This window comes from Candidatus Rokuibacteriota bacterium (genome assembly GCA_030647435.1).
Lineage (GTDB): Bacteria > Methylomirabilota > Methylomirabilia > Rokubacteriales > CSP1-6 > AR37.
Genome location: JAUSJX010000134.1, coordinates 57,334 through 70,652 on the forward strand (window position 1 = coordinate 57,334; position 13,319 = coordinate 70,652).

12 protein-coding genes and 1 pseudogene are annotated in these 13,319 nt (G+C 68.2%); 10 read left to right on the forward strand and 3 right to left on the reverse strand.

Annotated features, from left to right (window positions below; translation table 11 throughout):
- The first annotated feature begins 53 nt into the window (after window positions 1-53).
- From Q7W02_23520 to Q7W02_23545, 6 genes are all read left to right on the forward strand, one after another.
- A complete protein-coding gene (locus Q7W02_23520) occupies window positions 54-3,443 on the forward strand; it encodes an AAA family ATPase (protein ID MDO8479107.1) in 3,390 nt (1,129 codons plus the stop codon).
- 33 nt (window positions 3,444-3,476) lie between these two features.
- Window positions 3,477-6,356, forward strand: a complete 2,880-nt coding sequence (locus tag Q7W02_23525; GenBank protein ID MDO8479108.1) for a GAF domain-containing protein — start codon at window positions 3,477-3,479, stop codon at window positions 6,354-6,356.
- On the forward strand, window positions 6,346-6,720 hold the full coding sequence (locus Q7W02_23530; protein ID MDO8479109.1) for a response regulator: 375 nt from the start codon (window positions 6,346-6,348) through the stop codon (window positions 6,718-6,720). Before Q7W02_23525 ends, Q7W02_23530 begins: the two co-directional genes overlap by 11 nt.
- Entirely contained in the window at window positions 6,717-7,811 is a 1,095-nt protein-coding gene (locus Q7W02_23535) for a response regulator (GenBank protein ID MDO8479110.1), read from the forward strand. Before Q7W02_23530 ends, Q7W02_23535 begins: the two co-directional genes overlap by 4 nt.
- 163 nt (window positions 7,812-7,974) lie before the next feature.
- A complete protein-coding gene (locus Q7W02_23540) occupies window positions 7,975-8,910 on the forward strand; it encodes an N-carbamoyl-D-amino-acid hydrolase (GenBank protein MDO8479111.1) in 936 nt (311 codons plus the stop codon).
- Window positions 8,911-8,992: 82 nt separating this feature from the next.
- Window positions 8,993-9,988 (forward strand): LLM class flavin-dependent oxidoreductase, encoded by a 996-nt coding sequence (locus Q7W02_23545; GenBank protein MDO8479112.1) that lies wholly within the window; start codon window positions 8,993-8,995, stop codon window positions 9,986-9,988.
- Between the two features lie 103 nt (window positions 9,989-10,091).
- Here Q7W02_23545 and Q7W02_23550 read toward each other — a convergent pair whose 3' ends face one another.
- The 3 genes and pseudogenes from Q7W02_23550 to Q7W02_23560 all read right to left on the reverse strand — a co-directional run bounded on the left by Q7W02_23550 (window position 10,092) and on the right by Q7W02_23560 (window position 11,398).
- Complete coding sequence (locus Q7W02_23550) at window positions 10,092-10,250, reverse strand: hypothetical protein (GenBank protein MDO8479113.1); 159 nt, start codon at window positions 10,248-10,250, stop codon at window positions 10,092-10,094.
- A 462-nt stretch (window positions 10,251-10,712) separates the two neighbouring features.
- Window positions 10,713-10,922 (reverse strand): mercury resistance system transport protein MerF, encoded by a 210-nt coding sequence (gene merF, locus Q7W02_23555; GenBank protein ID MDO8479114.1) that lies wholly within the window; start codon window positions 10,920-10,922, stop codon window positions 10,713-10,715.
- A 296-nt stretch (window positions 10,923-11,218) separates the two neighbouring features.
- Window positions 11,219-11,398: pseudogene (locus Q7W02_23560) on the reverse strand (glutaredoxin family protein).
- Window positions 11,399-11,614: 216 nt separating this feature from the next.
- Between Q7W02_23560 and Q7W02_23565 the strand changes: the two are divergent.
- The 4 genes from Q7W02_23565 to Q7W02_23580 all read left to right on the forward strand — a co-directional run bounded on the left by Q7W02_23565 (window position 11,615) and on the right by Q7W02_23580 (window position 13,304).
- A complete protein-coding gene (locus Q7W02_23565) occupies window positions 11,615-12,070 on the forward strand; it encodes a helix-turn-helix domain-containing protein (protein MDO8479115.1) in 456 nt (151 codons plus the stop codon).
- Between the two features lie 200 nt (window positions 12,071-12,270).
- On the forward strand, window positions 12,271-12,795 hold the full coding sequence (locus tag Q7W02_23570) for a hypothetical protein (GenBank protein MDO8479116.1): 525 nt from the start codon (window positions 12,271-12,273) through the stop codon (window positions 12,793-12,795).
- A gap of 29 nt (window positions 12,796-12,824) precedes the next feature.
- Window positions 12,825-12,995 carry a hypothetical protein gene (locus Q7W02_23575; protein MDO8479117.1) on the forward strand — a complete coding sequence of 57 codons (171 nt, stop codon included), beginning with the start codon at window positions 12,825-12,827 and terminating at the stop codon, window positions 12,993-12,995.
- A 9-nt stretch (window positions 12,996-13,004) separates the two neighbouring features.
- Entirely contained in the window at window positions 13,005-13,304 is a 300-nt protein-coding gene (locus Q7W02_23580; protein ID MDO8479118.1) for a TlpA disulfide reductase family protein, read from the forward strand.
- Window positions 13,305-13,319 lie beyond the last annotated feature (15 nt).

Genomic DNA, 13,319 nt, shown 5'->3' on the forward strand with positions numbered 1-13,319 from the left:
GGCTACTGTCGGGAGGCGGCCCTCGCTCCCGGGGGCGCCCGGAAAGGTCGGCCATGCATTGTCCGCGCTGCCGCCACGAGAGCCCGCCGTCGTCGCGCTTCTGCACCGAGTGCGGCGCGCGCCTCGCGCTCGTGTGCGCGGGCTGCGGCGCCGAGCTCGCCGAGGGCGTCCGCTTCTGCGGCCAGTGCGGGCTCAGCGTCGAGGCCCAGCGCGCGGGCCAGACGCGCTTCGCCTCGCCTGAGGCATACACGCCGAGACATCTGGCGGAGAAGATCCGCACCTCGCGGACCGCGATCGCGGGCGAGCGCAAGCAGGTGACCGTCCTCTTCGCCGATCTCAAGGGCTCGATGGAGCTTCTCGCCGACCGCGACCCCGAAGAGACGCGCAAGCTCCTCGACCCGGTCCTCGAGCACATGATGGACGCGGTCCACCACTACGAGGGCACGGTCAACCAGGTCATGGGCGACGGGATCATGGCGCTCTTCGGCGCGCCGGTCGCCCACGAGGACCACGCGGTGCGGGCCTGCTACGCCGCGCTCCGCATGCAGGAATCAGTAAAGCGCTACGCGGAGGAGGTCCGGCGGGCCGAGGGCATCCCGATCCAGATCCGCGTCGGGCTCAACTCGGGCGAGGTCGTCGTGCGCTCGATCGGCAGCGACCTGCACATGGACTACACGGCGGTGGGCCAGACGACGCACCTGGCCGCGCGCATGGAGCAGATGGCGACGCCGGGCACCGTGCTGACCACGGCCGAGACGTTCAAGCTCGTGGAGGGATGGGTCGAGACGCGCCCGCTCGGCCCGATGCCCGTCAAGGGGCTCGCGGCGCCGCTCGAGGTCTACGAAGTCGCGGGCGCGGGCGCGGCGCGCTCCCGCCTGCAGGCCTCGGCGCGGCGCGGCCTGTCGCGCTTCGTCGGGCGCGCCCCCGAGCTCGACCAGCTCCGCGAGGCCATCGAGCGCGCCGCGGCAGGCCGCGGACAGGTGGTGGCGGTGGTGGGCGAGCCCGGCGTCGGAAAGTCGCGCCTCTTCCACGAGGTGACCCACGCCGTCTCGCGACCGGAGTGGCTCGTCCTCGAGAGCCGTTCGATCTCGTACGGCAAGGCGACGCCCTACCTGCCCATTGTCGATCTCCTCAAGGGCTATTTCCAGATCGAGGCGCGCGACGCGGCCCGCCAGATCCGCGAGAAGGTCACCGGCAAGCTCCTGACCCTCGATCCGGCGCTGGAGCCGGCGTTCCCCGCGTTCCTCACCCTGCTCGACGTGCCGACCGACGAGGCGCGATGGCAGTCCCTCGACCCCTCGCAGCGGCGCCAGCGCACGCTGGACGCGGTCAAGTCGCTGCTGCTGCGGGAGAGCCAGGCCCAGCCGCTGCTCCTGGTCTTCGAGGACCTCCAGTGGGTGGACAGCGAGACGCAGGTTCTCCTCGACAGCCTGGTCGAGAGCCTGCCGCTTGCCCGCATCGCGCTCCTCGTCAACTACCGGCCCGAGTACAGCCACGGCTGGGCGGGCAAGGGGTACTACAGCCGGCTCAGGCTCAACACGCTCCAGGCCGACGGTGCGGGGGAGCTCCTCGAGGCCCTCGTGGGCGACGACGCGGGGCTCGACCCGCTCAAGCAGCTCCTGATCGCGCGCACCGGCGGCAACCCGTTCTTCCTCGAGGAGAGCGTGCGCACCCTCGTGGAGCAGGGCGCCCTGGCCGGCGAGCGCGGGAGCTACCGCGCGGCGCGCCCGCTGTCCTCCATCCAGGTGCCGGCGACCGTGCAGGCCATCCTGGCCGCCCGCATCGACCGCCTGCCCGCGCTGGAGAAGCGCCTGCTCCAGTCCGCCTCGGTCATCGGCAAGGACGTGCCGCTGGCGCTGCTCCAGGCCCTCGAAGAGATGCCGGAGGAAGAGCTGCGCCGCGGGCTCGCCCACCTCCAGTCGGCGGAGTTCGTCTACGAGACGAGCCTCTTCCCCGACCTCGAGTACACCTTCAAGCACGCGCTGACCCACGAGGTCGCCTACGGCGCCCTCCTGAACGAGCAGCGGAAAGCGCTGCATGCCCGGCTCGTCTCGGTGATCGAGCGTATGACGCCGGGCCGTCTGGCCGAGCAGGTGGACCGCCTGGCCCACCACGCGCTCCAGGGCGGGCTCTGGGACAAGGCCGTGCTCCTCTTCCGCAAGGCCGGCGCCAAAGCGGCCGGGCGGAGCGCCTACCGCGAGGCCGCGACCTGCTTCGAGCAGGCGCTCTTAGCACTCGACCGTCTCCCCGAGGGCCGCGGGCGGAGCGAGCAGGCGGTGGACCTGCGCTTCGATCTTCACAACGCGTTGATTCCGCTGGGAGAGGTTGGGAAGATGCTCGGCGCGCTCGAGGAAGCGGAGCAGGTCGCCACCGCGCTCGGGGACCAGCGGAGGCTCGGACAGGTGGCCGCCTACATGACCCAGTGCTACTGGTGGACGGGCAAGCCCGAGCGCGCCGTCGAGTCCGGCCAGCGCGCGATCGCGATCGCCCAGAGCCTGGGCGACCGGGCCCTCGAGGCTCTCGCCACACAGCGGCTCGGCCAGGCCTATGCGAGCCTCGGCGAGTACCGGCGCGCGGTCGAAGCCTTCGGCCGCCAGCTGGCGCGGGGCGAAGCGGAGCCCTCGCGCGAGCGCCCGGGCGCGGCCCCGGGCGCGGCAGGGCTGCGCGCGGCCGCCAACCGCGCGTGGATGGCCTGGTGTCTGGCCTCTCTCGGCGACTTCGCCGAGAGCGGCGCCCACGCCGAGGAGGCGGTGCGCCTGGCCGAGGCCGCGCAGCACGACCTGAGCCTCGCCATGACGTATTCCGGGGCGGGCCGGCCGCATCTCATCCAGGGCAACTTCCCCACGGCCATCTCCTGGCTCACGCGGAGCGCCGAGATCTGCCGGCGCGCCAACTTCGCGCCGCTCTTCTTCCTCGTGGCGTGCGACCTGGGCCAGGCCTACGCGCTCTCCGGGCGCGTGTCCGAGGGCGTGGCGCTGCTGGAGGAAGCGGCCGCGCAGTCCGCGGCCATGCGCCTGATGCCCACCCACGCCTGGAACGTGACCATGCTCGCCGAGGCGTATCTTCTCGCGGGCCGGCGGGAGGACGCCGCGCGCGACGTGCAGCGGGGACTGGCGATGGCGCGCGCCCACAAGCAGCGTTGGCTCGAAGCGGAGGGGCTCCGCATCCTGGGCGAGATCCTCGCCTCGGCCGAACGTCCGGACATGGAAGCGGCGCGTGCGGACTTCGAGGAGGCGGCGCGCATCGCCCGCGACCTCGATCTCCGGCCCCTCCTCGGCCGCTGCCTCCTGGCCTCGGGCAGGCTCGCGCGGCGGGCGGGGGATGGCGGGGCGCGGGAGTACCTCTCGCAGGCGGCGGCGCTCTTCAGCGAGATGGGCATGCGCTCTTGGCTCGAGCGGGCCGAGGCCGAGATGCGGACCCTGGACGGGGCTTCCGAGCGCTGAGTCGACGGCCGCTCCCTGTGGGATAATCGCGCCGTGATCTGGCGCGGGTCGCTCTTCCGCAAGTACGCGGTCCTCTTCGTCGTCCTGGTCAGCGGGGCGCTCGTCGCCAGCGGTGCGACCGAAGTCTACTTCTCCTACCAGGAGAGCAAGCAGGCTCTCGTGACCCTCCAGCGCGAGAAGGCGCTCGGGGCCGCCTCCCGCATCGAGCAGTTCATCCAGGAAGTCGAGCGCCAGATCGGCTGGACCACCCAGCCCTCCATCGTGGCGCCGGCGGCCGCCATGGAGCAGCGCCGCGCCGACTACTTCCGCCTCTTCCGCCAGGTGCCCCCCATCACCGAGGTCAGCTACATCGACCCTGAGGGGCGGGAGCAGCTCCGCGTCTCGCGCCTGGCCATGGACGTGGTCGGTAGCGGGACGGATCTCTCCCAGGACCCGCGCTTCCGCGACCCCAAGAAGGGCCGGACCTACTTCAGCCTCGTCTACTTCCGGAAGGAATCCGAGCCGTACATGACCATCGCGCTGGCCGGCAGCGGCGACAAGGCCGGGGTGACCGTGGCGGAGGTCAACCTCAAGTTCATCTGGGACGTGGTCTCGAAGATCAAGATCGGCAAGGCTGGGCACGCCTACGTGGTGGACTCTCGCGGCCACCTGATCGCGCATCCCGACATCAGCCTGGTCCTCAAGAAGACCGACCTCTCGAGGCTCGCCCAGGTGAAGGGGGCGCTCGCCGCGGTCGCGCAGGGGGCGGGCATGCCGGGCATCGCGCGGGACCTCGAGGGGCGCCAGGTGCTCTCGGCCTCGGCCCCGATCGCGCCGCTCGGGTGGGCCGTCCTCATCGAGCAGCCGCTCTTCGAGGCCTTCGCGCCTATCCGCGCGTCCATCTTCCGCACGGTCGCGCTGGCGCTCTTCGGCGTCCTGCTGTCGGTCTTGGTCAGCCTCGTCCTGGCGCGGCGCATGGTGCGTCCCATCAAGGCGCTGACGGAGGGAGCGGGAAGGATCGGCGCGGGAGATCTGGGCTATCGGCTCGAGGTGAAGACGGGCGACGAGATCGAGGCGCTGGCCGAGCAGTTCAACCAGATGACCAGCCAGCTGCGCGAGTCCTACGCCGACCTCGAGCAGAAGGTTGAGGTTCGCACGCGCGAGCTCAGCGAGGCCCTCGAGCAGCAGACGGCGACCAGCGAGATCCTGCGGGTGATCTCCGGCTCGCCGAACGACCTCCAGCCGGTGATGGATGCTGTAGCCCAGAATGCCGCGCGGCTGTGTGGAGCGACTGACGCAGTGATCTTTCGCCTCGATGGTGATGTTCTTCGGCGGGTTGCTGCATACGGCACTCTCCCACTCGGAAGAGAAGTGGTACCGCTCACCCGCGACTCCGTGACAGGTCGGGTCGTCGTGGACCGCCAGACGATCCATCTGCATAATCTTGGCGCCGCGTTCGAAGCGGAGTTCCCCGACACCACGTTTCGATCGTTCGGAGTCCGGACTGCGCTTGGGACGCCATTGCTGCGTGAGGGTGTTCCCATCGGGGCGCTTCTCATTCGCCGCATAGAGGAGCGCCCATTCTCCGAGAAGCAAATCGCTCTGCTCCAGACCTTCGCCGACCAGGCCGTCATCGCCATCGAGAACGTGCGCCTGTTCAAGGAGCTGGAGTCGCGCAACAGCGATCTGGGGGAGGCGCTGGAGCAGCAGACGGCGACCGGCGAGATCCTCAGCGTCATCTCGAGCTCGCCGACGAACACCCAGCCCGTGTTCGACGCGATCGTGCGGAGCTCGGTGAAGCTGTGCGACGGTCTGTTCGGCGCCGTCTATCTCCTCCGGGACGGGCTGGTCCATCTGATCGCCCACCACAACTTCAGCCCGGAGGCGCTCGAGGCCGTGCGCCAGATCTTCCCGGCGCCCCCCACCGCGGCGATCGGGGCGGGCCGGGCGCTTCTGACGCAGGCCGTCGTGCACATCCCGGACGTCACCCTGGACGAGCACTACCTGGCGCGACCCGTGACACAGGCCCTGGGCCACCGCAGCGTGCTCTGCGTGCCTTTGCTGCGCGATGGCGCCGCGATCGGGACGATCGTCGTCGGACGCGCCGAGCCGGAGCCATTCTCCGACAAGCAGATCGCGCTTCTCAAGACGTTCGCCGACCAGGCCGTCATCGCCATCGAGAACGTGCGGCTCTTCACCGAGCTGGACGACAAGACCAGGCAGCTCGAGGTCGCGAACCGGCACAAGTCGGAGTTCCTCGCCAACATGTCCCACGAGCTGCGCACGCCGCTCAACGCCGTCATCGGATTCTCTGAGGTCCTGATCGAGCGGATGTTCGGCGAGGTCAACCCGAAGCAGGAGGAGTACCTCAATGACATCCTGTCCTCCGGGAAGCACCTCCTCTCGCTCATCAACGACATTCTCGACCTGTCGAAGATCGAGGCGGGCCGGATGGAGCTGGAGGCCCAGGCCTTCGACCTGCCGTCCGCGCTCGACAACGCGCTGACGCTCATCAGGGAGCGCGCCGCGCGCCACAGTATCCGGCTCGAGGTCCACGTGGACCCAGCGATCGGCGAGGTCGTGGCCGACGAGCGCAAGGTCAAGCAGGTCCTGCTGAACCTTCTGTCCAACGCGGTCAAGTTCACCCCTGAGGGAGGTAAGATCATTGTGAGCGCGACGTTGATCGGCGAGGCGGTGGGCGTGTCAGTCGCCGATACCGGCGTCGGCATCGCGGCCGAGGACCAAGAGACGATCTTCGAGGAGTTCCGTCAGGTAGGCGACGACTACGCACGGAAGCGCGAGGGAACTGGCCTGGGTCTCGCGCTGGCCCGCCGACTGGTCGAGCTCCACGGCGGCACGCTGTCGGTGCAGAGCGAGGTCGGCAAGGGGTCGACCTTCACCTTCACCATCCCGGTGCGCGCCCATGGCCGGTGAGCTGATCCTGATCGTCGAGGACAACGAAAAGAACCGCAGACTGGTCCGCGACGTGCTCCAGTTCAAGGGCTACCAGACGATCGAGAGCGAGACAGGGGAAGAAGGCGTGGAGCTCGCGCGCAGCCGTCAGCCGGCGCTGGTCCTGATGGACATACAGCTGCCCGGCATCGACGGCATCACGGCGCTCAAGCGGCTGCGCGACGACCCGGCGACGCGCGCCATCCGCGTCATGGCGGTGACCGCGTCGGCGATGACGCAGGACAGGCAGACGATCCTCGCCGCCGGCTTCGACGCCTACCAGAGCAAGCCCATCAATGTGAAAACCTTCCTCGAGGCCGTCCAGGAGCTGCTCGCCAGGCCATGAAGGACCCCGCGCGCATTCTTGTCGTGGACGACACGCCCGCCAACGTCAAGCTCCTGGCGGACGTCCTCGGGGCCCGCGGCTACGCCGTCAGCACCGCGGCCTCGGGCAAGGAGGCGCTCGAGAAGGTCGCGGCCGACGGTCCCGACTTGGTGCTGCTCGACGTCGTCATGCCGGAGATGTCCGGCTACGAGGTCTGCAAGGCGCTCCGCGCCGATCCGGCGACGGCGCGCCTCCCCGTCGTCATGGTCACCGCGCTCGACCCGTCGCAGGAGCGGGTCAAGGGCATCGAGGCCGGCGCCGACGACTTCCTGACGAAGCCCATCAACCAACCGGAGCTCATGGCGCGCGTGCGCTCGCTGCTCCGGGTCAAGCAGCTCTGGGACGAGCTGGCCGAGCTCAACCGCACTCTCGAGACCCGCGTGGCCGAGCAGGTCGCCCAGCTCGAGCGGCTGGGCAGGCTCAAGCGCTTCTTCTCTCCTCAGCTGGCCGAGGCAATCGTCTCGGGCGGTGCCGAGGACCCGCTCAAGAGCCACCGGCGGGACATCACCGTGGTCTTCCTCGACCTGCGCGGCTTCACGGCCTTCGCCGAGACTGCCGAGCCCGAGGAGGTCATGGGGGTGCTGCGCGAGTACCATGCCGAGATGGGCAAGCTCATCCTCCACTGGGAAGGCACACTCGAGCGCTTCACCGGCGACGGGATGATGATCTTCTTCAATGACCCGACGCCCGTGCCGGACCCGGCAGAGCGGGCGGTGCGGATGGCCGCCGCCATGCGCGAGCGCGTGGCCGAGCTGGCGGTCGGCTGGAAGAAGACCGGCTTCGACCTCGACTTCGGCATCGGTATCGCTCACGGCTACGCGACGCTCGGGGCCATCGGCTTCGAGGGGCGCGTCGACTACGGCGCCATCGGTACGGTCACGAACCTGGCGGCGAGGCTCTGCTCAGAGGCCAAGCCGGGCCAGGTCCTGCTCTCCCAACGGGTGCAGACCGCGGTGGAGGCTTTGGTCGACGCCGAGCCGGTCGGCGACGTGTCGCTCAAGGGCATCAGCCGCCCCGTCAAGATCTTCAACCTGCTGCGCCTCAAGAGCTAGCGTCGTGGCCGACTCGACGGACACGGGCGACTGAGAACATTCCCCTCTCTCCCGCCTCGGGGGAGAGGGTAGGGTGAGGGGGCGGCGGCATGGACCCGACCCTCATTCCGACCCTCACCCCGGCCCTCTCCCTGGGAGGGAGAGGGAGTAAAGGAGAGAAGAGATCTCTAGGTTTGTCACCGTGGGCGCGGCGCAGCTCGGGCCCATCCAGCGCGCTGATTCTCGCCCGCGGGTCGTCCAGCGGCTGCTCGATCTTCTGCATCAGGCGAAGGCCCACGGCTGCGACCTCGTGGTCTTCCCCGAGCTGGCGCTGACGACCTTCTTCCCACGCTGGTGGATGGAAGACCAGGCCGAGATCGACGCCTTCTTCGAGCGGGAGATGCCGGGGCCTGAGACGCGCCCGCTCTTCGACGAGGCGCGGCGCCTCGGCATCGGCTTCTATCTCGGCTACGCTGAGCTCTGCACCGAGGGCCGGGTAAGTCACCGCTTCAACACCTCCATCCTTGTGGACCAGGCGGGGCGCATCGCCGGCAAGTACCGAAAGATCCACCTGCCCGGCCATGCCCTACACGAGCCGTGGCGCGCCTTCCAGCACCTCGAGAAGCGCTACTTCGAGGTGGGCGATCTGGGCTGGGGGGTCTGGCGCGCCTTCGGCGGGCTCGTGGGCATGTGCATCTGCAACGACCGGCGCTGGCCCGAGACGTACCGGGTCATGGGGCTCCAGGGCGTGGAGATGGTTCTGCTCGGCTACAACACGCCCGTCCACCACCCGCCCGCGCCCGAGCACGATCTCCTCGGGAACTTCCACAACCAGCTCTCGATGCAGGCGGGCGCGTACCAGAACGGGACGTGGGTGGTGGGTGTGGCCAAGTGCGGGAGGGAAGAGGGGTGTGACATGATCGGCCAGAGCCAGATCATCGCGCCCTCGGGCGAGACCGTGGCTATGTGCACGACGCTGGGCGACGAGCTGGCGGTCGCCCGCTGCGACTTCGACCTGACGCGCTCCTACAAGGACACCACGTTCAACTTCGCGAAGCACCGCCGCCCCGAGCACTACCGCATGATCGTGGACCGCACGGGCGCGCTGCCGCCTCCCTGAAGCCCGGCCGCGCCAGGCCGGCGCTTCGAGTAATATTGGTGCCCGGTACCTACCCCTGACCCCTTCGAGGAGGATGTCCGCGATGGCCAAGCTGAAGTTCGGCGCCTGGATTCCGACGTATGCGTGGAGCGGCGGCAAGAGCGACCCCAAGAACGTCAAGCGCATCCGCGAGTCCATCGAGAAGTGCGAAGACCACGGCATCGACGTCTGGGTGATCGACCATCTCCTGTCGGCGCCGGGGCTCTATGGCAATGCGTGGCTCGAGCCGCTCAACTCGCTGGCCTTCGCCGCGGCGCTGACCAAGAAGGTCAAGATCGCCACGGGCATCCTGGTGCTGCCGGTGCGTCACCCGGTGATCCTGGCGAAGGAGATCTCGACGCTCTGCCATCTCTCGGAGAACCGCTATATGTTCGGAGTCGGCCCCGGGTGGTACGCCCGAGAATACGAGGTGACGGGCTCGCGCATCGAGGAACGGGGGAAGCGGACCGACGAGATCATCGAGGCGGTGACGCTGCTGCTGACGAAGCCGAACGCGTCGTTCCAGGGCAAGTACTACCAGTTCAACGATGTGACCATCGAGCCGCGCCCGCCGAAGATGCCGGCCATCTGGGTCTCGGGCGGCTCGCGCGTGCCCGACCCGACCGACCACGACGTGCCGCTCATCGCCACGACCGTGATGGACCGCGTCGTCAAGGCCGGCAACTGGCTCTCACGCTGCTCGGGCAAGCAGGAGTGGGTCAAGCGCGACTGGGTGCAGATCCGGCAGCACGCGAAGGACATGGGCAAGGACCCCAAGAAGCTCACCTTCGGACACTGCAACTTCAGCCACCTCGTGGACACCGCGAGCCACGACAAGGCCGTCGCGCAGTCGAAGGCGCCGTTCCTCCGCGCCATGGGCACCCACCGGAGCTACGAGCATCTGCAGGAGTGCTACATGGTCGGCAGCATCGACCGCATCAACGCGCGGATCGACGACCTGCGGAAGTCCGGGCTCGAGTACCTCGTGCTGGGGCCGGTGTCCGACGACCCGAAGCAGATCGACCTCATGGCGAAGAAGGTCGTGAAGCACTTCAAGTAGGCGCGCCGATGAGCCGTCGCTGATCCGCTGGCTCCTAGGGAAGGCTTGGTTTCTGTCGAGTTCACGATGCTGAGCTCGCAGGTCGCGAAGGGTGCCGCCCGGGTCAGTCCGGCGGCGGCCGGCGGTCGCCGGGCCCTTGGAAGAGGTTCGAGGTGCGCGAGCCCAGCTCCCTGCATCGCCGGCCGCCGCAGAAGACGAGGTCCCAGATCACGAAGAGGGCCATGAGCCCACCAAACAGAAGCAGCAAGCTGAACCAGGTCATGCCGTCACTCCCTAAAGCCCGTCCCTAAGAAGGTGGTGGGCGCCTCTCAAAACCCGTACCCGCAGCGGTTGCGGGCGCTTCCTTTGAGGCAGTGAGCAACCGAGTGACCAGCGCGTGGCCATGTCGCCATATCGCCCGAAGTCCCTTCCACACGAGAAGGGCGAGAAGGGTGGTTGGTCAGGTGCTGCACATGGACTCGGGTGGGGGCTTGTGCTCTCGGAGGTCTGGCTCGTGGGTCATGGCTCCATTTCCAAGGCGACCGGCGTCTGCGCAGCGCGGAGACGGGGCTCGCGGGTTGACTGTCTCACGGGGCTTTGGCGTCATCGGCCCCGTTGTTCCCCTGTATCAAGTAAACACAGTGCCCGATCTCGTTATTCCTGGTCGCTCAAGCGCCGCCGGGCGCGGGCCTGCGGAGCGCGGCGCCGACCCAGGCGGCCGGGCCCTCGTCTATCGAGCCCAACCTCATCGCATCCTCCCCCGCATGAGCCGGTAGCGATACACGGCCAGCACGACAAAGCCCAGGAGCAGCGGGAGCAGGACGAGATCCAGGCGGCCCGTCCAGGCGCCGAGGCCGATCGCCCCGAGCACCAGGACCGCGACCGGCGTCAGACAGGCCAGACACGTGAGGGCAGTTCCGATGACACCAAGCACGAGCCACCAATCACGCCGCATGACTCCCTCCTATAGCTCTTCCGCGGCAAACGCACCGTACTCGAGCGTCAACCGGTAACGCCGACCGCAGCATTCGACCAGGTCCCCGGCCTTGGCGTCTTCCGAAAGCGTCAACAGCCGGCCACAGCCGGGGCAACTCACCCGATGCGCCAGGGTCGCGACCCAGCGGCTCCCTTCATCCCTCACCCGGAGGGCATGCCCCGCTCAGTTGGGGCAATCCACCAGGCCGCCAGACCGGGTCCCTGGGGGCAACGTGACCAGCTCGCCACAATCGGGGCAGCGAACGGTCGGCACCGTCATATCCCCAGGAGCCGCTTGAGGCGGCCCCGGTCGAAGCCCACGATCACCTCGTCATCCACCGTGATGACAGGCACCGCCATCCGCCCGGTCTTGGCGACCAGCTCGTCGCGGGCTGCCGTATCCTCGGCCACGTTCTTGGCGGTGAACTCGATCCCGTGAGACGAAAGAAACTCTTTCGCCGCGTGACACGACTGTCAGGTCGTCGACCAGTAGACCGTCACTTGCCGGTTCGCCATCCTTGCCCTCCGCTGAGAAGACCTCCGAAAATTCGCCTCCGCGGGCCCTAGTGGCTGCCTTGCTCCTCGAGTACCCCTTGGCCCCCTTGTGGCGAGACGATAAAGCCTGTAGTAACTAGAGACTCAAGCGCTATTTTCAAAGGCAGGGAGGCCGGCATGGACATCGCGTCGTCCCGCGTGGCGATTGGACCCCTCTCGAAGCGCACCGGCTGCAACATCGAAACGATCCGGTACTACGAGCGTGTTGGGCTCCTCCCGGCGCCCGTGCGAAGTCCCGGAGGCTACCGCCAGTATGGAGACCAGCACCTCAAGCGGCTGACCTTCATCCGGCGGGCCCGGTCACTCGGTTTCTCGATCGACGAGGTCCGGACACTGCTCAAGCTCGCCGACGAGCGCAAGCGCCCGTGCGCGGAGGTCCGGGTCGTGGCCGCAGCGCACCTCGAGGATGTCCGTGCGAAGATCGCCGACCTCCGGGCGATGGAGCGCGTACTCAACGAGACCGTCGCAAAATGCGCCGATGGGACACAATCGGACTGCCCACTCGTCGAGGCGCTGTACCGAGAAGATTCCAGCCCACGCGCAGCCTCTCCGCACCGCCGTCGGAAGGGTTGACGTAAAGCGGCGCCCGCGGCTTTCAGCATGGGACGGGACGGTCTGTTGATCGGTCAGGTAGCGTCGCGCAGCGGAGTGAGTCGCAAGGCACTTCGCAACGAGAGATTCGGGGGTCTCGAACAAGGGGAGGAGGGCCGAGACCGCGCCGGAATGAAATCATAGGGTTCGGGGTTTCACTTACGAAGAGAGTGATGCCGGCCTTGAGCACTCGGGGAGATCCGACCGTCCTGGCACAGCCCGCGGTCACGTGGAAACGCGTGATGCGCGAGGGAGTGATGGTCGGCATGCTCGGTGCGTCGGCCGTAGCCGTGTGGTTCCTGTTGGTGGACGCGATGGCCGGCGCGCCGTTCCGGACACCGGCCCTCCTAGGGGGCGTTCTCTTCCACGGGGTTACGGACCCCCTCCACCCGGCGGTGACCGCCGTGCTGGTCCTCCAATACACATTGGTCCACGGTGTCGTGTTCCTCGTGTTCGGACTGATCGTCGCAGGGCTCCTGGCTCTCGCGGATCGAGAGCCACGCCTGCTCATCGCGCTGGTGATGTTGTTCTGTTGCTTCGAGGTGTTCGTGGTGGGGGCAATCGCCATTTTGGCCGAGTGGCTCTTCGCGACGGTGGCGTGGTGGACGATTATCATGGCCAACGCTCTCGCGACACTCATGATGGGCGGCTACTTGTTCCTCGCCCACAGGCGGCTCGTTCGCGAGTTTCTCCAGGCGGATGACTAGGCGTGTCCGCAGACAGGCGGCCTAAGACGATGCGACGAGCCTTAGTTGCTGGAATGCTCCTGGTGGCGGCCGCCGTGACGTGGGCCGCCACACCGGCGCCGACCTTCACCCTGCCCCTGATCCAGGGCGGGAAGACCTTCGACTCCAGGGCCGAGATCGGCAGGCGGATCCTGGTCGTCCGATTCCAGGCCTCCTGGTGACCCACCTGCGTGCAGGAGTCTCCTGCATTCGAGCAGGCCTACCGGAAGTACAAGCAACAGGGCGTGCAGTTCCTCGGGGTACAGGTGCAGGACGAGGAGGCTGACGCCCGCCGCTTCCTCAAGGCCCACGGTGCCACCTACCCGGCAGGGCTCGATCCCAACCTGTCCGTGGCCAAGCGCTTCGGCTTCAAGGGGATGCCCCTCACCATCGTCATTGACCGAGACGGTGCCATCGCCGCCCGCCGGGTGGGCCCAGCGGACGGGCCTTGGCTCGCCGGCCACCTCGACCCGCTGCTAAAGCGTAAGTAGCCACATCGGACGACC

Bases quoted from the DNA above. Each gene is read 5' to 3' on its own strand.
- Q7W02_23545 (MDO8479112.1), top strand. From the start codon at position 8,993: ATGGCCAAGCTGAAGTTCGGCGCCTGGATTCCGACGTATGCGTGGAGC.
- Q7W02_23575 (MDO8479117.1), top strand. From the start codon at position 12,825: ATGCGACGAGCCTTAGTTGCTGGAATGCTCCTGGTGGCGGCCGCCGTG.
- Q7W02_23565 (MDO8479115.1), top strand. From the start codon at position 11,615: ATGGACATCGCGTCGTCCCGCGTGGCGATTGGACCCCTCTCGAAGCGC.
- Q7W02_23535 (MDO8479110.1), top strand. From the start codon at position 6,717: ATGAAGGACCCCGCGCGCATTCTTGTCGTGGACGACACGCCCGCCAAC.
- merF (MDO8479114.1), bottom strand. From the start codon at position 10,922: ATGCGGCGTGATTGGTGGCTCGTGCTTGGTGTCATCGGAACTGCCCTC.
- Q7W02_23520 (MDO8479107.1), top strand. From the start codon at position 54: ATGCATTGTCCGCGCTGCCGCCACGAGAGCCCGCCGTCGTCGCGCTTC.
- Q7W02_23530 (MDO8479109.1), top strand. From the start codon at position 6,346: ATGGCCGGTGAGCTGATCCTGATCGTCGAGGACAACGAAAAGAACCGC.
- Q7W02_23550 (MDO8479113.1), bottom strand. From the start codon at position 10,250: ATGACCTGGTTCAGCTTGCTGCTTCTGTTTGGTGGGCTCATGGCCCTC.